The sequence below is a fragment of the Pseudomonas sp. GW822-FHT02D10 genome, assembly GCF_058802345.1.
On record NZ_JBXAOB010000002.1, the window covers coordinates 184703 to 202885 of the forward strand.

16 protein-coding genes and 1 pseudogene are annotated in these 18183 nt (G+C 56.4%); 5 read left to right on the forward strand and 12 right to left on the reverse strand.

Annotation, left to right across the window (positions count from 1 at the left end; translation table 11 throughout):
- The first annotated feature begins 55 nt into the window (after nucleotides 1-55).
- Complete coding sequence (gene zigA / locus AC1RPZ_RS04055) at nucleotides 56-1264, forward strand: zinc metallochaperone GTPase ZigA (protein WP_493135129.1); 1209 nt, start codon at nucleotides 56-58, stop codon at nucleotides 1262-1264.
- A 27-nt stretch (nucleotides 1265-1291) separates the two neighbouring features.
- On the opposite strand, the gene AC1RPZ_RS04060 is transcribed toward zigA, so the two are convergent.
- Nucleotides 1292-1648, reverse strand: coding sequence for an NADH:ubiquinone oxidoreductase (locus tag AC1RPZ_RS04060; RefSeq protein ID WP_493135131.1), 357 nt, complete (start codon nucleotides 1646-1648; stop codon nucleotides 1292-1294).
- 27 nt (nucleotides 1649-1675) lie between these two features.
- Between AC1RPZ_RS04060 and AC1RPZ_RS04065 the strand changes: the two genes are divergently transcribed.
- Complete coding sequence (locus AC1RPZ_RS04065) at nucleotides 1676-2647, forward strand: CobW family GTP-binding protein (protein WP_493135133.1); 972 nt, start codon at nucleotides 1676-1678, stop codon at nucleotides 2645-2647.
- Nucleotides 2648-2660: 13 nt separating this feature from the next.
- Here the strand turns inward: AC1RPZ_RS04065 and AC1RPZ_RS04070 are convergent, their stop codons facing one another.
- Entirely contained in the window at nucleotides 2661-3059 is a 399-nt protein-coding gene (locus AC1RPZ_RS04070; RefSeq protein ID WP_493135135.1) for a DUF3301 domain-containing protein, read from the reverse strand.
- A 115-nt stretch (nucleotides 3060-3174) separates the two neighbouring features.
- On the opposite strand from AC1RPZ_RS04070, the gene pdxY reads away from it, so the two are divergent.
- Nucleotides 3175-4047: a pyridoxal kinase PdxY gene (gene pdxY, locus AC1RPZ_RS04075; RefSeq protein ID WP_493135137.1), complete on the forward strand. Its 873-nt coding sequence runs from the start codon at nucleotides 3175-3177 to the stop codon at nucleotides 4045-4047.
- Between the two features lie 91 nt (nucleotides 4048-4138).
- Here the strand turns inward: pdxY and AC1RPZ_RS04080 are convergent, their stop codons facing one another.
- Complete coding sequence (locus tag AC1RPZ_RS04080; protein WP_493135139.1) at nucleotides 4139-4621, reverse strand: acyl-CoA thioesterase; 483 nt, start codon at nucleotides 4619-4621, stop codon at nucleotides 4139-4141.
- 308 nt (nucleotides 4622-4929) lie between these two features.
- On the opposite strand from AC1RPZ_RS04080, the pseudogene AC1RPZ_RS04085 reads away from it, so the two are divergent.
- A pseudogene (locus tag AC1RPZ_RS04085) lies at nucleotides 4930-5187 on the forward strand (cation:proton antiporter); the annotation flags it as partial.
- A gap of 21 nt (nucleotides 5188-5208) precedes the next feature.
- Here AC1RPZ_RS04085 and AC1RPZ_RS04090 read toward each other — a convergent pair.
- The 4 genes from AC1RPZ_RS04090 to uvrD all read right to left on the reverse strand — a co-directional run bounded on the left by AC1RPZ_RS04090 (nucleotide 5209) and on the right by uvrD (nucleotide 9606).
- Nucleotides 5209-5616: an SMI1/KNR4 family protein gene (locus tag AC1RPZ_RS04090; RefSeq protein ID WP_019694340.1), complete on the reverse strand. Its 408-nt coding sequence runs from the start codon at nucleotides 5614-5616 to the stop codon at nucleotides 5209-5211.
- Between the two features lie 136 nt (nucleotides 5617-5752).
- Nucleotides 5753-6634, reverse strand: a complete 882-nt coding sequence (locus AC1RPZ_RS04095; protein WP_493135141.1) for a Tim44 domain-containing protein — start codon at nucleotides 6632-6634, stop codon at nucleotides 5753-5755.
- 177 nt (nucleotides 6635-6811) lie between these two features.
- Nucleotides 6812-7252 (reverse strand): EamA family transporter, encoded by a 441-nt coding sequence (locus AC1RPZ_RS04100; RefSeq protein WP_071552707.1) that lies wholly within the window; start codon nucleotides 7250-7252, stop codon nucleotides 6812-6814.
- 170 nt (nucleotides 7253-7422) lie between these two features.
- Entirely contained in the window at nucleotides 7423-9606 is a 2184-nt protein-coding gene (uvrD, locus tag AC1RPZ_RS04105; protein ID WP_493135143.1) for a DNA helicase II, read from the reverse strand.
- Nucleotides 9607-9866: 260 nt separating this feature from the next.
- On the opposite strand from uvrD, the gene AC1RPZ_RS04110 reads away from it, so the two are divergent.
- The gene (locus AC1RPZ_RS04110; RefSeq protein ID WP_493135145.1) at nucleotides 9867-12734 is read left to right on the forward strand and encodes a putative bifunctional diguanylate cyclase/phosphodiesterase; all 2868 of its coding nucleotides are present in this window, start codon (nucleotides 9867-9869) and stop codon (nucleotides 12732-12734) included.
- A gap of 89 nt (nucleotides 12735-12823) precedes the next feature.
- Here AC1RPZ_RS04110 and AC1RPZ_RS04115 read toward each other — a convergent pair whose 3' ends face one another.
- The 5 genes from AC1RPZ_RS04115 to AC1RPZ_RS04135 all read right to left on the reverse strand — a co-directional run bounded on the left by AC1RPZ_RS04115 (nucleotide 12824) and on the right by AC1RPZ_RS04135 (nucleotide 17967).
- Nucleotides 12824-13138: a hypothetical protein gene (locus AC1RPZ_RS04115; RefSeq protein ID WP_493135147.1), complete on the reverse strand. Its 315-nt coding sequence runs from the start codon at nucleotides 13136-13138 to the stop codon at nucleotides 12824-12826.
- Between the two features lie 121 nt (nucleotides 13139-13259).
- Nucleotides 13260-13796 carry a hypothetical protein gene (locus tag AC1RPZ_RS04120; RefSeq protein WP_493135149.1) on the reverse strand — a complete coding sequence of 179 codons (537 nt, stop codon included), beginning with the start codon at nucleotides 13794-13796 and terminating at the stop codon, nucleotides 13260-13262.
- Nucleotides 13780-15969 carry an RHS repeat-associated core domain-containing protein gene (locus tag AC1RPZ_RS04125; protein WP_493135151.1) on the reverse strand — a complete coding sequence of 730 codons (2190 nt, stop codon included), beginning with the start codon at nucleotides 15967-15969 and terminating at the stop codon, nucleotides 13780-13782. The genes AC1RPZ_RS04120 and AC1RPZ_RS04125 overlap by 17 nt, the downstream gene beginning before the upstream one ends.
- Before the next feature lie 10 nt (nucleotides 15970-15979).
- Nucleotides 15980-16471 carry a hypothetical protein gene (locus tag AC1RPZ_RS04130; RefSeq protein ID WP_493135153.1) on the reverse strand — a complete coding sequence of 164 codons (492 nt, stop codon included), beginning with the start codon at nucleotides 16469-16471 and terminating at the stop codon, nucleotides 15980-15982.
- A gap of 17 nt (nucleotides 16472-16488) precedes the next feature.
- The gene (locus tag AC1RPZ_RS04135) at nucleotides 16489-17967 is read right to left on the reverse strand and encodes an RHS repeat domain-containing protein (RefSeq protein WP_493135155.1); all 1479 of its coding nucleotides are present in this window, start codon (nucleotides 17965-17967) and stop codon (nucleotides 16489-16491) included.
- Nucleotides 17968-18183 lie beyond the last annotated feature (216 nt).

Here is an 18183-nt window from a genome sequence, read left to right on the forward strand (position 1 = left end):
TATACTATAACATTAAAAGATCACCTGACCGGCCACTCCTGATGAGTAATACCTGATGCCCAATCGTCTCCCCGTTACCGTGCTGTCCGGCTTTCTCGGCGCCGGCAAAAGCACGCTGCTCAACTACGTACTGCGTAACCGCGAGAACCTTCGGGTCGCGGTGATCGTCAACGACATGAGCGAAATCAACATCGACGGCAGTGAAGTTCAGCGCGACGTTACCTTGAACCGCGCTGAAGAAAAACTTGTCGAAATGAGCAACGGCTGCATCTGCTGCACCTTGCGCGAAGACTTGCTGGAGGAGGTCAGCAAACTGGCCAGGGACGGTCGCTTCGATTACCTGCTGATCGAGTCCACCGGTATTTCCGAACCTCTTCCAGTGGCGGAAACCTTCACCTTTCGCGACGAGGACGGCCAAAGCCTGGCCGACATCGCACGACTCGACACCATGGTCACGGTGGTCGACGGGATGAATTTTCTGCTCGATTTTCAGGCCGCCGAAAGTCTCGCTTCACGGGGGGAAACCCTTGGCGAAGAAGACGAACGCTCGATCACTGACCTGCTGATCGAGCAGATCGAATTCGCCGACGTGTTGTTGATCAGCAAGATTGATCTGATCAGCAGCTCGGAGCGCGAAGAGCTGATTGCGATCCTCACACGGCTCAACGCTCAGGCACACATCATCCCGATGGTCATGGGTGAAGTACCGCTGAAAAACATCCTCAACACGGGTCGATTCGACTTTGAAAAAGCCTCTCAGGCACCCGGTTGGCTGCAAGAGTTGCGCGGCGAACATGTGCCGGAAACCACCGAGTACGGCATCGCTTCAATGGCTTATCGGGCGCGTCGGCCCTTTCATCCGCAGCGCTTTTTCAGCTTTATCAGTCGGCCGTGGGTGAATGGGAAACTGCTGCGCTCCAAGGGCTTTTTCTGGTTGGCCAGTAAGCACCAGGACGCCGGTAGTTGGTCCCAGGCCGGCGGTTTGATGCGTCACGGGTTCGCCGGTCGCTGGTGGCGCTTTGTGCCGAAATCAGAGTGGCCACAGGATCAGGAAAGTACTGCAGCGATCATGGAAAACTGGACCTCGGCCACGGGTGATTGCCGTCAGGAGCTGGTGTTCATCGGCCAGAATATTGACTTCGCCCAGCTCACCGCACGCCTCGACAACTGCCTGCTCAACGATGACGAAATGTCCTTGGGCGTCGAAGGTTGGTGCCTGATGGCAGATCCGTTTGGTCCATGGATCGAAGAGGACGCGGCCTGATCCTGACCCTGGAATGGCTCGGTTGATTCAAGGCGTGAGCCAAGCGCCCTGGCTCTGGCTTTCGCAATACGGCTTCAGGTACGCCGCGTCTGTGGCCACGCCGTAATAGTGAATATCCTGCCGGTAAGGCATATTGGCGACTTGAGCGTTGCTGCACACACCGAAGGCACCGCTGGGGCATTGATCGAGGAATGCGACTTCGACCTTCTGCCCCGCGAGGTTTGGCTGACAGAAGCCGTCATGGAACAGTTTTTCCGGGATGTTGCGATTCTGCTGGCAGACTTTGACGTCGAGCCGCTCCGCCTGGCTATGAACCACGCAGGCCTGGGCCAGCGCCTCGCCCGAAGCGAAGGCCAGCAGCAATGGCAAGCCGATCAGTCGCATCCTTTTCCTCCCAAGAAACCGTCGAACATGTTGCAGAACATTCCTACTCACGTTATTGCCGGACCGTTAGGTGCCGGCAAAACCAGCCTGATCAAGCATCTGCTGACGCAGCGGCCGGCGAACGAGCGCTGGGCGGTGCTGATCAACGAGTTCGGCCAGATCGGTCTGGACGCCGCGTTGTTGACCACCGGCGCCGATGGTATCGCACTGGGTGAAGTGGCTGGCGGCTGTTTGTGTTGCGTCAATGGTGCGCCGTTTCAGATCGGCCTCGGGCGGTTGCTGCGCAAATCACGGCCGGACCGATTGTTTATCGAGCCCTCCGGGCTGGGACATCCGGCGCAGCTGCTCAAGCAGTTAGGCGAGGCGCCGTGGTGGGGTGTGCTGGCGATTCAGCCGAGCGTTCTGGTGCTCGATGCTCAGGCACTGGCCGCCGGAAATCCGCTGCCGGCGGCGCAACAGGCAGCGCTGTCGAGCGCCGGTCTGTTGCTGTTGAACAAGGCCGAGCAACTGAACGACGAACAGCGCCAGCGGATCATCGCGCAATTGCCGGAATGCCCACTGTATTGGACGCAGCAGGGCGCTCTGGCACTGAGTGATTTGCCGGGCGTGTACAGTCGAGCGGTTGAGGGTGTGGATAACTTCAGTGTGCCTAAAGGTCTGGCGCAGATACCGGCGGTCTGGACTGACCCGATGCTGCCGATTTGTCTAAGTCAGCAGCAGGACGGTGGCTGGAGCATCGGCTGGCGCTGGCATCCGAGTCAGTCATTTGACCTGTCATTGATCCAGCGCTGTCTGGAGGGACTGCACTGGCGTCGGGCCAAGCTGGTTATCCACAGCGCCGTGGGCTGGGTGTCGGCCAACTCGCTGGATAACGCCGCGCTGCACTGGCAACCGAGTGAATGGCGTCAGGATTCGCGCATGGAGCTTATTTTCGATAAGCCGCAGGATGCCGAATCACTACAGAGGAAACTCGCGAGCTGCCGGGTGAACCTGATTTAACGCGGTTCAGGGGTCAGTTACGCCACTTGTTGTGGTCCTGGCGCCATTGGTTCAGTTCGATCACTTCGGCGCTGGGCAGCACAGGTTTTTCGTCGACCGGAAACGGGTAGGGCGCCAGTTCGATTTGTGCACTGTGGGCGCCGAACTGGGTGATAGTGCCTGCGTGGCGCGTTTCGCCGGTCACGGTGAACTCAAAGTTATACACGCGGGCCAGGCGTCGCCTCCCGTTGGCATCCTTCACGAAGCCGATTTTTTTCAATGCCACATTGCCGTCGAGCAATTCAATGTCGAGTTTGGCGCAATGCCGCTTGACCCGTTCCAGCGCCAGTTCGCGCAGGCCATGGTTGTGCCAAAGCCAGGCGGCACCGGTCGCCAGCAGCATCAGCACAAAGATATTTCCAAGGGTCAGCATGAACAGTGCTCCAACAAATTAGTGTCAGCTTAACTGCGTATTTGGTCTGTCGTACAGGCCGCGATTAGTCGCATACTGCGCGGCTCGAATTTCAATCGTTTTACGGAAATCCCGCATGAAACGTTCTCCCCATCTGCTCGCCATCCAGTCCCACGTGGTTTTCGGTCACGCCGGCAACAGCGCCGCGGTTTTCCCGATGCAGCGGGTCGGGGTGAACGTCTGGCCGCTCAATACCGTGCAGTTCTCCAACCACACTCAATACGGCCAGTGGGCCGGTGAAGTGCTGGCGCCGCAGCAGATTCCCGAGCTGGTGGAAGGGATCGCAGCCATTGGTGAACTCGGCAACTGCGACGCGGTACTGTCCGGTTATTTGGGCAGTGCCGCTCAAGGGCGGGCGATCCTCAGCGGCGTGGCACGAATCAAGGCGATCAACCCCAGCGCCTTGTACCTGTGTGATCCGGTGATGGGGCATGCGGAGAAAGGCTGCACCGTACCGGCTGAAGTCAGCGATTTCCTACTGGATGAAGCGGCGGCGGTGGCGGATTTCATGTGTCCAAACCAGCTGGAGCTGGACAGTTTTTCCGGGCGTAAGCCGCAGTCGCTGTTCGATTGCCTGGCGATGGCCCGCGCGTTATTGGCGCGTGGCCCGAAGGCGGTGCTGGTCAAGCATCTGGACTATCCCGGTAAATTGCCGGACGGCTTCGAGATGTTGCTGGTGACGGCCGAAGGCAGTTGGCATCTGCGTCGTCCATTGCTGGCGTTTCCACGTCAGCCGGTGGGCGTCGGCGACCTGACGTCGGGCCTGTTCCTGGCACGGGTGTTGTTGGGTGACAGCTTGGTCGCGGCCTTTGAATTCGCGGCGTCCGCAGTGCATGAAGTGCTGCTGGAAACCCAGGCCTGCGCAAGCTATGAGCTGGAACTGGTGCGTGCCCAGGACCGTATTGCCCATCCTCGGGTGAAGTTCGAGGCGACGGCGATCAGTTTGTAACGGGCGTCGCGGCGGAAAAGATCGCAGCCTGCGGCAGCTACAGGGATACGTATTGCTATGCAGGAGCTGCCGCAGGCTGCGATCTTGTGCTTTAAACGTCAGCCTTTATTTCGCGATAACGCTGGTCCAGCTCCTGACGAATCTGCCGGCGCTGTTTGGCCTGCGCAAATCGGCGTTTATCTTCGCTGTTCTGCGGTTGCAACGGTGGGACAGCCGCCGGCTTGCGCTGATCGTCGACTGCGACCATGGTGAAGAAGCAGCTATTGGTGTGACGCACCGAGCGCTCGCGGATATTCTCGGTCACCACCTTGATACCCACCTCCATCGAGGTGTTGCCGGTGTAGTTGACCGAAGCCAGAAAGGTAACCAGCTCACCGACATGGATCGGTTCGCGAAAAATCACCTGATCCACCGACAGGGTCACCACGTAGCGTCCGGCATAACGGCTGGCGCAGGCGTAGGCGACTTCGTCGAGGTATTTGAGCAGGGTGCCGCCGTGGACATTGCCAGAGAAGTTGGCCATGTCGGGGGTCATCAATACCGTCATCGACAGCTGGGCGTTTCCGGGTTCCATAGCAACTACTCACGATTCTAGGCAGGGATTTCGGGAGCACCTCTGCGGGCGCTTGGTCAGTTTTTCAAAACCATCCTTAACGGGACGCCGAACCAGTGGCGGCCGTCACGCCCGGATCGATCTGTTTCCATATATTGCACCGCCTTTGCGCCCGAAGTCGCGGTGTTACCCTTCAAAAGCTTACTTCAAGGGCCCTTTCATCCGATCTGGTAATCGCTTAACGACGTCAGCACATCCACCGAGCAGCCCTCGTCAAGGCCCTCAACGACCTGAAGATGAAGAACCAACGCTTTGCCCAGCTGATTTTTGGCGTGTTGATGGAGATGGCCGGCCGGCACACGCAGCGAGTGCGTCGGGTGATCGCCGAAGTGATCCCGATCCTCTCGCTGCTGGTGATTTTCCTGCTGCTGGCAGCCTTGTCGGCCAGTATCTTGCCGACCAACAAGTTGCTGCTGATCGCCATCGTGACTGCCGAAGTGGCGGCCCTGCTCTGGCGCTGGTTCATCCGCGTGCACACGCGGATGCAGGTGGCCCTGCTGAACCATAAGGATTCGTCCGGGCATTGACTCAGCGGGGCATCAGGCAGATCAGCTCTCCAGCCAGACGTCCCGCGCCCAGTGCCACACCGATTCCCAGGTTTCTTCGGCCAGCAGCTCTTCCTCGGCTAGCCACAGCACCACGGTGCCGTCTTCTTCGACCAGGTAGTAATTGTCACCGTCCTGGCAGATCGGAATCATGCTGCGATCAACGCCAGCGTCCCAGGCGTTGGCGGCAACGTCCGGCAGGTAGGTGTGCGATTGCGGGTCGGTGACAGTCACCGGCTCCAGGCTGCCGTAAACGACGTCGCTGACGGTCAGCAGGAATTCTCTGAAGACGAACGGGATATCGATGAACAGTTGTTCTTCGATTTCCACCAGCAGGTCTTCGTCAGGCAGCTCCAAGGGGACCGGTACCGGTTCGTTGGCTTCACGCAGTTGTTCGATGATTTCTTCCACGTCCGGGATCCTCTTGCTCAATGGCGCGGTTTGGTTGGGGCGGTTTATACAGTAGCTCGCTATAGATGCAACCGCGAAATAGAAAACCCCAGCCGAGGCTGGGGTTTTTATTACAGCATGCGAAACGAGGGCGGTATTAGCCGTTCTGACGGATACCGGCCACCAGCCAAGGCTGGTTCTCGCCTTGCGGACGTTCCATGTTCCAGCTTTCGCTGAACACTTCGCCCTGGTCGAAACGCGAGTTTTTCGACACACCGTTGAAGGTCAGGGTGGCGATGGTCTTGTCTGCACGATCATCCACGCCGTCCAGTTGAACGGTGAGGTTGTCGATGTAGGTGGACTGGAAACCGTCACCCAGATCGGCACGTTCGCGCTTGAGGAACTCCAGCATTTGCGGGGTCACGAACTCGGCAATCTTGTCCATTTCGTTGGCGTCCCAGTGCTGTTGCAGGGACAGGAAGTGGCCGCGTGCTGCTTCAATGAAGCGCTCTTCGTTGAACCAGGCCGGAGCGTTGATCACCGGACGAGCGGCAGCAGGGGCAGCCGAGCCACCGAAGATCGAACCCATGGCCGGCTTCTGTTCGAACACTTCACGCTGCATTGGCGCGCCCGCGGGGGCCATGTGCTCTTGTTGCTTGCGGCGACGAGCGGCGATGAAGCGGAAGATCACGAAGGCGATGACCGCCATGATCAGGATGTCGAAGATCTGCATGCCGTGGAAGCCGCCGCCCATGAACATGGAGGCCAGCAGGCCGCCGGCAGCGATACCGGCCAGAGGGCCGAGCCAGCGCGAAGCACCGCCGGCTTTGGCGGCAGCGCCTGCGGCACCCGCAGCACCGGCGGTTGTGGCGGTTGCGGCGGCAGAACCCATGCCAGGCGAGGATGGCGCCATCTGGCTGGTCTGGTGGGTCGGCGCGGCGCCTACGCTTTTGCCGCCACCGAAGCGCTTGGCGTTGGCGTCGAGGCTCATCGTCAGGCCGATACACAACGCCAGGGCGATGCTAAGAAAACGTTTCATAAAGGGAATTCCCATTTGTGGATGGCACGCGCGCCATGTTGCACAGGTGAAGTGACACTGGCTAGCAGCAGAGTGTTTCGGGCTTTTGCCTGACAGGTTGCGTTCAGCTCCGTTGGTGCAAGGAGGCACGTGTACTTTTGTCTGTAGGACAAGCGGATTGGTTCTGTGGGAAGCCGCTTAACGTCGCAACGCCAACATCACCACGCCGGCCGTGATCAGACCGATTCCGCCCCATTGGCGCAGGTCGAGCCGCTCACCCAATAACACTACGCCCAGCACGGCCACCAGCACCACGCTGAGTTTGTCGACAGGTGCTACCAGCGAGGCTGGCCCGAGTTTCAGCGCACGGAAGTAGCAAATCCACGAGGCACCGGTTGCCAGGCCAGACAGCAGCAGGAACAGGTAGCTCTTGGCGGATATCGATCCTAATGACTGATATTGGCCCGTTGCGTACAAAATCAAGGCCAGGCTGACCAATACCACGATCGTGCGTAGCAGTGTGGCGAAGTCGGAATTGACGTTTTCGATGCCGACCTTGGCGAAAATCGCAGTCAGCGCCGCGAATGCCGCCGACAACAGGGCCCAGAATGTCCAGGAAGAAAAGAAGCCTGAGCCCATGTGTATTACGCCTTCTATCAGATCAACCTGTGGGAGCCTACATTGGATGCAACGCGAGACTCTGTGGGAGCGAGCTTGCTCGCGATGGCGACACCGCGGAGTTCAGGAGCACCGCGTCATCGTTCATCGCGAGCAAGCTCGCTCCCACAGAAAAGCTCTTCGGGTAGCCGTTAGATGGCTTCGAGCTTGGCATAGCCAAGCATCAGCCACTTGCTGCCTTCGCTGAAGTTCACTTGCACCCGAGCCTGCGCGCCAGCGCCTTCGAAGTTGAGGATCACCCCTTCGCCGAAGACCGCGTGTTGCACTTGCTGACCGAGGCTGAACGCGGTTTCCGGAATTTCCGTGCCGGCGAACAGGCTGCTCGAACTTTGCTTCTGGCCGCCACCGAACGGACGGCTGACGCTGTTGGACAGCCGCACTTCCTGAATTAAGCCTTTAGGCACTTCGCGTACGAAGCGTGAAACCTTGTTGTAGGTCTCGCTGCCGTACAGGCGACGGGTTTCGGCGTAGGTCATCACCAGGTTTTGCATGGCACGGGTGATGCCGACGTAGGCCAAGCGGCGTTCTTCTTCAAGACGGCCGGGCTCTTCCAGGCTCATCTTGTGCGGGAACAGGCCTTCTTCCATGCCCACCAGGAACACGTAAGGGAATTCCAGGCCTTTGGCGCTGTGCAAGGTCATCAGCTGAATGCTGTCTTCGTGCTCGTCGGCCTGGGTATCGCCGGCCTCCAGCGAGGCGTGGCCGAGGAATGCGGCCAGCGGCGTCAGGTCTTCGTCTTCTTCGGCGCTTTCGAAGTTGCGCGCTGCGCTGACCAATTCCTCAAGGTTTTCTACCCGCGCCTGACCTTTCTCGCCTTTTTCCGCTTGGTGATAGGCAATCAGGCCGGACTGCTCGATGACGGTCTGAGTCATCAGGTGCAGCGGCATTTCGGCGGTTTTGGTCGCCAGGTGCTCGATTAGCTCGATGAAGGCACCCAGGGCGCCGGCCGCGCGACCGGTAAGGCCCTTATTGGCCACCAGCTGACGCATCGCTTCCCACATCGACACATCGCTGTGGCGGGCGTGATCGCGGATCGCTTCGACGGTTTTTTCACCGATACCACGGGCCGGAACGTTGATCACCCGTTCCAGCGCCGCATCGTTGCCACGACCTTCGAGCAAACGCAGGTAGGCCATGGCGTTCTTGATTTCAGCCCGTTCGAAGAAGCGCTGGCCGCCATAGATGCGGTACGGGATACGTTCACGCAGTAAAGCTTCTTCCAAAACCCGTGATTGGGCGTTGGAGCGGTACAAAATCGCGATATCGCTGCGGGCCATGCCGGTTTTCAGCGCACTTTCGATGGTTTCCACCACGTAGCGTGCTTCGTCATGCTCGTTGAACGCGGCGTACAGGTTGATCGCTTCGCCTTCGCCGCCGTCGGTCCACAGCTCTTTGCCCAAGCGCCCGGTGTTGTTGGCGATCAAGGCGTTGGCGGCCTTGAGGATCCCGGCGGTGGAGCGGTAGTTCTGTTCCAGTCGAATGACTTCCGCGTCCGGGAAGTCGGCTGAATACTGGTGAATGTTCTCGATTTTCGCGCCGCGCCAGCCGTAGATCGACTGGTCGTCGTCGCCGACCACCATCAGGCTGTCGCCGCCCTTGGCCAGCAGACGCAACCAGGCGTACTGCACGGCGTTGGTGTCCTGGAATTCGTCCACCAACACATGGCGGAAACGCTTCTGATAATGCGCCAGCAGGCCCGGGTGGTCGCGCCACAGGTCGAGGGCGCGCAGCAGCAGTTCGGAGAAGTCGATGACGCCAGCGCGCAGGCACGCGGCCTCGTAGGCTTCATAGATGCTGCGCATGGTGGCCAGGAACAGATCGCCGCTGGCTTGAATATGTTGCGGACGCAGACCCTCGTCTTTTTGCCCGTTGATGAACCACTGGGCCTGACGGGCTGGCCAGCGCTGTTCGTCGAGGCCCAGTTCACGGATCACTCGCTTGACCAGACGCTGCTGGTCATCACTGTCGAGGATCTGGAAAGTCTGGCTCAGGCCGGCTTCCTGCCAATGCGCCCGCAGCAAGCGGTGCGCCAGGCCGTGGAAGGTGCCGACCCACATGCCGGCCGGGTTGATACCCATCAGCTGCTCGATGCGATGGCGCATCTCGGCAGCGGCCTTATTGGTGAAGGTCACCGACAGGATCGAGTGTGGCGAGGCATTCTCGACCTGGATCAACCAGGCGATACGGTGCACCAGCACACGGGTTTTACCGGAGCCAGCACCGGCCAGGACCAACTGACGACCCACGGAGGCAGCTACGGCCTGACGTTGGGCATCGTTGAGAGAGTTCAGCAGAAGGGAGAGATCATCGCGCATCGGGGCATTCTAGGGTGCTGCGCCACACCGGGCAAACCGAGCTTTGCATTTACCGATGAAAGAAACGCGGGGACGACCGGTCAGTCATTCGTTGCAAGCCTTGATGGGCCGCGCTTCTGCGGTTTTGAGCGGTGGCAACGGGCCATTTGTTTTGTCGATTTTATGATCTGGAGTAGTTTGGTCCAGGCCATTGCTTGTGTATGCTCCGTCGACGTTTCGGGCTCATCACGCTCACTATTATAAGAACAAGAATATTGCCTATGACCCTCAGCTCCAGCCTGTCGGGCCCCCTTGTGGAACCTCGGGTTATCCGCAAACAGTACGCCATGGAAATGGCGGTCGAGCGCACGCGTCTGCTGTATCAGGGGTCGTTGCTGCCCACACTGTTCATGTTGATCAATGGTCTGGTCTGCGCCGGGTTGCTCTGGAGCCCGCAGCGCTACTTCCTGGTGAGCGTCTGGCTGGTCTGGCTGCTGTCGCTGGTGGCGTTGCGGGTGATTCAGGTCGCGGCCTTCGACTCGGCGATACCCAGTCGTCAGGCGCAGCCGATCTGGCGCCGAATGTTTCTGCTGGGCTCGGCCATGAGCGGCCTGACCCTGGCTGCTGCCGGCATTGCCCTGGTACCGACTGACAGCTTCCTGCAACAAGCCTGGGTGTTCGGCCTGATCGGCGCGGCGACCCTCTCGGCCAGCGTCGCCTACGCGGTGAGCTTGCCGGCCTTCCTGTCCTTTACCTTGCCGTGCCTGTTACCGGCGATCGGCTATTTATTCTGGGGCGGCGATGAGCAGCAGCAAGGCTGGGGCTGGCTCGGGCTGATTCTGCTGGGCTCCTTGAGCGTGGTCGCGTGGCAGGTCAACCGGTTGATTCAGCGCGAGCTGATGCGGCGTTTCCAGAATCAGGCGCTGATCGAGCACTTGCAGCAGGCGCAAAGTCGTAGCGAGCTGCTCAATCAGGAACTGGCGCGGGAAATCGAACAGCGCCGCCATGCTGAAGACGAGCTGCGTAAGGCTCAGGTCGGGCTCGAAAGCCGGGTAGCCCAGCGTAGCCTCGAACTGGACGCCGCCAACCAGGCCTTGAGCAAGAGCGAAGCACGGCTGGCGCTGGCATTAAAGGCCAGTGAGTTGGGGCTGTGGGACTGGAACCTGGAAACCGATGAAGTGCACCACACCCAGCTCAAGGAGCTGTTTGGCATTGAGCCGGAATTCGTCACGGCGATGCTCAGCCACTTGAAGCCGCGGCTGCACCCGCAGGACTTGCCGCCGCTTCGGCGGGCGCTGGTCGAGCATTTGAAAGGCCGCACCGAGGATTATCAGATCGAATACCGCGTGCGCCACGGCGATGGTCACTGGGTCTGGGTCGAAGACCGCGGGCGGGCGGTGGAACGTGGTGCCAACGGGCGGGTGATCCGCATGGTCGGCACCCGGCGTGACATCAGCGTCAGCAAAGGGCTTGAAGAACAGCGGCAACTGGCGGCGACGGTGTTTGAAGCCGCCAGCGAAGGCATTGTGATTTTCGACCCGGATTACGCGTTGATCGCAGTCAATCAAGCGTTCAGCCGGGTCACCGGGTATCAGATTGAAGACTTGCTGGGGCGTAATGTGGTCGAGTTGCCGTGCAGTCGTGACGCGCGGCGGCACCATCCGGCGATTCATCAGGCGTTGGAGCAACACGGCAGTTGGCAGGGCGAGTTGGTGGAGGCGCGCAAAAACGGCGAGCTTTATCCGCAATGGCTGCAACTGAATGTGGTGCGCGATATCCGAGGTAATGTCAGCCATATCGTGGGCTTCTTCGCCGATCTATCAGCCAGGCGCGAATCTGAAGAGCGCATGCGCTACCTGACCCACTACGACGAGCTGACCGGGCTGGCCAACCGCTCATTGTTCCGCGTGCGCCTGCATGAAGCCCATCAGCGGGTGCGGCAGGGCGGCCGGAGTCTGGCGCTGCTGCACATCAATCTGGACCGTTTCAAATTGCTCAACGACAGCCTCGGCCATGAAGTCGCCGATCAGATGTTGCAGAAAATGGCTCGGCGCCTGGTCAACGCGTTACCGGAGGCGGACACCATTGCACGCCTGTCCGGCGACGAGTTCGCGGTGCTGTTCGATGCTTATGGCAACCTGTCGAGCCTGGCGCGGGTCGCCACCCGATTGTCGACCAAGCTGCGCTTGCCGCTGACCGTTGAAGGCCATGAGCTGGTGGTCAGTGCGTCAATGGGCATCAGCATGTTGCCAGACAACGCGCGGGAAATTTCCGCGCTGGTCAGCCAGTCAAACATGGCCATGCAACATGCCAAGCATCTGGGGGGGAACAATTTCCAGTTCTACACCGACAGCCTGCAGGCCAGCACTCTTGAGCGCTTGCAGCTGGAGAACCACCTGCGCAAAGCCATCGAAGACAAGCAGTTGAAGGTGTTTTACCAACCGAAACTCTGCCTCGCGACTGGCCGCTTGAACGCCGCCGAAGCGCTGGTGCGCTGGGACCATCCGACGATGGGCCGGGTGCCGCCGGGAGACTTTATCGGGTTGGCGGAAGAGACGGGGCTGATCGGGCCAATTGGTGAATTCGTGCTGCGCCAGGCCTGTTGGCAAGCGTGCGAGTGGCAGCGTCAGGGCCTGGAGCCGATTCGGGTTTCGGTCAATCTGTCGGTCCACCAGTTGCGTCAGGGCAAACTGGTCAGCCTGGTGCGCCAGGTGCTTGAGGAAACTGGCCTGGCGCCGCACTACCTCGAACTGGAACTGACTGAAAGCCAGTTGCTGGACAGTGTCGAGCACATCATCGCGACCTTTCAGCAGCTGCGCGACTTGGGCGTGAAACTGGCGATCGACGACTTCGGCACCGGTTATTCGTCGCTGAGCTACCTCAAGCGCATCCCCGTGGATTACGTAAAGATCGATCAGGCGTTTATCCGTGGACTGGGCGAGGGCAGTGAAGACGCGGCGATCACCCGGGCAATCATTGCCATGGCGCACGGCCTGTCGCTCAAAGTGGTGGCTGAAGGGGTAGAGCGTTCGGAGCAGCTTGAGTTCCTCAAGGGCGAGCACTGCGATGAGGTGCAAGGGTATCTGATTAGTCGGCCGATTGAGGCGGATGGACTGGCGGGTCTTCTACGAGAGCAAGGCACAAGCTGAATGAGGACCGCAACGTCCGGAAGGAGCTTCCCGCCAGACACTGTGGCGGTCTGACGGGAAGCTCTGTAGCGCCTGAGGCAAATACGGTATTAGTGGGTAATCGGTACTGTATCAATATGGTGCAGCAGTTTGTCTTCAAAGAAGATGCTGACACCGGCGACATTGGAATCGCCTAATACTTTATATTCGACAAACTTGTCCGTCACGACTTGCAACGAAACCTCATTGGATTTTTCCAGTTTCAAATCAAGCCGCAGATCAAAGGATTTGTCCTGTAGGTCACTGAGTACCAGTTTTGGCGTGATGCCGGTGTGGGCAACGGTTACGGTACCAAAGGCGCGGAAAGAGGCTGCGCCCGGCATCCGGTCAATCTGTGCGGTCCAATCTTTAGTTTTAATGCTCATAATGTATAACTCCTGTAGTTGAAATTGTTTGCGTCCTGCTCAAGCAATATATCTAAGTTGACTTGGTTGTGGGTGAAAAATTTAGCGTGAACTTGTAAGATTATATTGTTTGGTCGCGAGTCTATGAAAACCTTGATATCCACCATGTTATATAAGCTTCAAGGTGTTTATTTGACCACGATACGTACTTTAGTCCCTGGTAATTGGTTAGATGTTTTACGCTTGTCTCGTCCGATTCTTTTTCAGAATATAACTTGAACACGGACTCCGATGTCTTGGGGATGTAGGTTATTGAAGATAAGCGCCCATTGATGAATCGAAATTGGGCAGTTCCAATATTTGAGTCGCCATGAACTCTATAGTTTCTTATTTCAAATATCTGCCGATCAAATTTTTCTTTGAATAAACCTCTGCTTTGCTTTGAGTCCTCCATAGTAATGGGTGTGTAACCCTCTTCTTCAAGTTTGCTTACCACTTGTTCAACAAGGCTGCAACTGCTGATATTGTTTACTAGTAATGGCGAGCTGTCTCTGCAAGTACGCTCAATGTCTACAGGGTTGTAGTATCTGGCCGTAATGGCGGCAAAAAGCATAAGCATCAAAGCGATCAATGAAGTCATTTTTAATTTTGAAATTTTTAAATTAATAGTACGCGCCATGCGATGTTGCCTCGATTATTAAAATATTACTTTCAAGAAGCGTCATGCAGCTTTTTGGGCAGTCGTCAGGAGTCTTGCTATCCTTGGCTGCACATAACCCAGCTTGGTTGTTCCAGTCATCCATAGCCCTCTCACTCCCGTTCTGCCCAAAATTTGATACTTCATTTGCCCATCCGGCAAATCGGCTCGTTGACTCTCCCCAGTTTGATGCTGCAATCATGCACGATGCAACGCAATGCCTGTAGGCATCCTGAGGCCCGTTATGCTCTCCTGGTAGCTCGCTCTTCTTCGCTACGGCCTCGGCTTTTGCAGACCATTCAAAAATGGACTCCAAACCGAATGGATCAACGTATTTCAGCGGATTACCATTTACATACCCATATGTATTCAACCCACCCTTGAGCCCAATCGGATCACTCTCCACATAGCGCCCGGATTGCGGATCGTAATCTCGGAAGTAATTATAGGTCAGCCCACTCTCAGCATCGTAATACTGGCCTGGAAAACGGAGGTTCAAGGTCAGACTGCCGCTGGCTTCTCCAACACCGAAGGCGTCGGATTTCCATTGCCATACCGTGTGCTGACTGGCGTTGGTGGCAATGCGCGGCGTGTTGAGATGGTCGCTGTGGATATAAAACGGGGTGCTGTTTGCGAGTGCGCCTGTCGCGTCGTAGTTAACGCTTACACCGCCTAATGGCAGACCATCGAGCCAGACATAGTATTGACTCGTAAGTTTTTTGCCTTCGCTGTCGAGCAGGGTTTCGCCCAGCAATTGCCCTTCAGGCCCGTGAAGGAATGTGGTAACACCTTGGGGGGTTATTTTCTGGGTGCGCTGACCCAGAGCGTTGTAGCGAAACTCGGCTAGGGTCAGGTCGCCGTTTTTCACGCTGGTCAGGCGATTTTCTACGTCGTAGGCCAATTGGCGATCAACGCGGTCCTGGGTCAGATTGCCTGCCGCATCAGCGATTACCACTTGGTCGTCGATTTGGGTCAACCGGTTATTGCTGGCGCCATATCGGTACGTCGTGACAGCACTGTCTTGCACCTTACCTTCGATTAGAGGCGTGAGGGTTTTGTCCGTGCGGTTGCCCACCGCGTCATAGGTGAAGGTTTGCTGTCGGCTGGCATTTGCCTCTTCTGTCAGACGATCCAGCGCGTCGTAGCTGTAGTTCAGATCGCCGAGCAGGCTACTTTGTATTTGGGTGATGTTGCCGTTCGCATCATAGTCATAAATGTTGCTCCAGCCGGCGACGGTTTGTGCTGTCAACCGATAGTCCTGGTCATAGCTACGTTCAAGCGTGGCGCCGTTGGCCCAGGTCAGGCTTTTAAGCGGGCCAAAGGGGAGATAAGCAAGGTTGCTGGCGAAGCCGATTGGCTCATCTGCGCCAACCCGCATGTGCACCTGGCTGACCTGGCCGGCAGAGTCGCGCAGGTAGTCGATGCTGAAGCCGGTCGGGTAGTCGATACGAATCAGTCGATTGGCGCCGTCGTACCCATAGCCGAGGGTATCGGACCGAGCGACTTCGTTCGTTGTCAGGAGATGCTGTTGTCCTGCGAGGTTGCCTTGTTCATCGTAGGTGTAACTCAGCACACCACTGCTGTCTTCTATCGCAGTCAATCGGCCGATGCCCTTGTTACCCTCGGCCATCGCGTCGTAGTGGAACTGGGTATCCAGTTGCGGCTTGGCCGGATAACGGCGAGCGGTCAAACGATTGAGGGCATCGTAGGTGAAAAGCGTGACTACGCCGCGGGTATCAGTCTTCTGTGTGATGTTGCCAGCGGCGTCATGCTTGTAGATGTGGGTGCCGCTGTCGGGGCTGACCAGATGAGTCAGATTACCGAGGCCGTCGTATTGATATCGAGTGATCACTCCACGCGGGTCGTTGACTTGCGTGAGGTTGTCTTGAGCGTCGTAATCAAAACGAGTGGTGCCGTTTAGCGGGTCGGTGTTCTTCACCAACCGGTCGAGCGGATCATAGGCGCTGCTACTGCTGTCATTACGAGGATTGGTAGAGGTGGTGGGATTATCGTTCAGGTCGTATTGCATGCGACGGGTCTGGCCAGCAGCACCCACCGAGTGCAGTAGGCGGCCCAGTTCGTCATACACCCATCGATGCTGTTTCGTCAGATTGCCGACATTGTCTTTCAGCCGTGTTGCGGTGCGATTACCCATGGGATCAAGATCAAATTCGACCTGTTCCCCCCAGGTTATTGGTGATACGCATGAGCCGTCTGGCGTCGTCCCAGGTGTAGGCCAGCCAGCTACCATCACCACCGATCAGCTTGGTAATGTCACCGACAGCATTGTGCTCGAACCGAGTGGTGTTATCGGTCGTACTTATTGATGTTAGCCAGCCTTGCGGTGCATAGGTCAGGGTGGTCGCGACTCCATTGGGATCGACAAGGGTTTGTGGATTACCCATAAAGTCGAAATTCGAAAGTTCAGTGATGTGCCCAAGCGCGTTAATGACGCGTATCAGATGCCCCTTCGCGTCGTATTCGTAGCGAGTGATGTCATTTACATCGGTTCGGGGTCCATCCAAGGACTCGAGCAAACCTTCAGCGTTGTAGGTGAATGACCAGCCGCGCTCTGGGGCTTGCCAAAATGGTACGGTAACAAGAGTGCCCCCCAGAGCGAGCGCTAACAACCCTACCCTAAATATAAGTGTGTTCATGATCAGATCCTTCTGAATCAGCGTGAAGTTACGGTTTTACTAAGTTGTCGTCCTTGGGCGTCATAGGTGTACTGAATTAAACGGTCCGGTTCGGTGATGCGCACGGGAGAAAATAAAACCGGGTGCCATTCGGTGGTTATAGTTCTGAAGTCAGGTGTCCCGCTCGCTTCTGTTCGAGAAGTTTCCAAGCCTCGGTCGTTGTAGGAGTAAGTTGTGACATTGCCGTTGTTGTTTGTTTTCGTTTTTAGGTGACCGCGGTCATCATATGTGAAAGAAGAATTGCTATCAGGACAATTCGCTGAGGGTAGGCCGTTGATCGAAACAATGTGTTTGACGTCCTGGATGAAATCAAATGTATAGTGAGTAGCTTTTCCCAGTGCATTGATGACAGTAGTTGATCCATCGGTGTTATAGTCGACTAGTATTCTTTCCGCGCCAGCTCCGTGCTCACTCGAGATAGCTCGCCCTTGATTATCATAAACCCAGCTGGCGTAACGAATACCACGCTCATCTATTATGGCGGTCAGCAGTATGGGATTTCTGTCGTCTTCGTATAGATACTCTTTTTTATCAGTCCCTTCTTTGTAATGCCGAGCAACTTGTTTTAGCTGTTTATATTCATTATAGGTATATTTAATTGTGATGTTTTTAGATTCGAGTTTTATTGGTTGTCCGAGTGCGTCTTCAGCTATTTTAAAGCGCATCCCGTATTTGTCAGTAACGATGATATTTTTTTCTTCGCGTTCTATGTGTTGCGTTGCCCCTAGATATTCGATGGTGAGTAATCTCCCTCGATCATCGAATTCATAAAAATGGTTGTCGGTAGACTGATAGCGCCAGCGATTATTTTTACGAGTTAAAATTCCCCGTTCGGGGTGTTGGGCAGATAAATTTTGGCCTAATCTGTCAAAAGTTGAGGTCGCTCCACCTGGATGAAAAAGCGTAATGACTGTGGGGTTTATGTTAAGTCGAGACGTATAATTATGAGTCCATAGGACATTAGCACTGGAGTAAGCTCTTGAGAATGTGGCCGAATTAGGCTGATTGTTCTTTGTAGGAGCCGCATAATCTGTTTCTATTTGAGTTTTTTGTCCGGTTGAAAAATTTATAGGGTTTCCAGCGATACTTGAGGGACAGCTTCCACCAGAAGCTTTTATTTCGCACTGTCCGTTTAGGTGATTGTATTTTTTACCTTGCTCGCATTTGTCTCCGAAGCGTGCGAGTCCTATCGCACCCATGTAGTCTCCGTCGATATAGAACATGGGGCACTCCCACGTATTTTTTTCTTCACCGGGTTTTGCTGGCGTGTAAACCCATGTGGCGTCATATTCCTTATATAACCATCTGCAAACTGAATCTGGGGAAGAGTGCTTTGGCTGTTGAGAGTATGGAATATCGCCTTCATTTACCTTCCAGTAATACTCTTGTCCTAGTGATTCACGATTTATAGCGAGCATTAAAAATAAAAAAATGGTTCTGTATATTTTGGTGGGCATATAGACCTTCCTTGGTCATGTTTTATGTTTCTAGGTGTTCGCTGTTTTATAACAAGTCTGGTAGTTTTTGTATCGGTTGGAAATAAAATGTAAATGATAAATTTTGTGACATGTATAGCGTGATAACTACCGTCTGACCCTCATAAAGATCACAGGAAGAGAGCTTTTTAGGGCGGCTAATTACGGCAAATTATTTTGATATTTGTCCCCGTATGG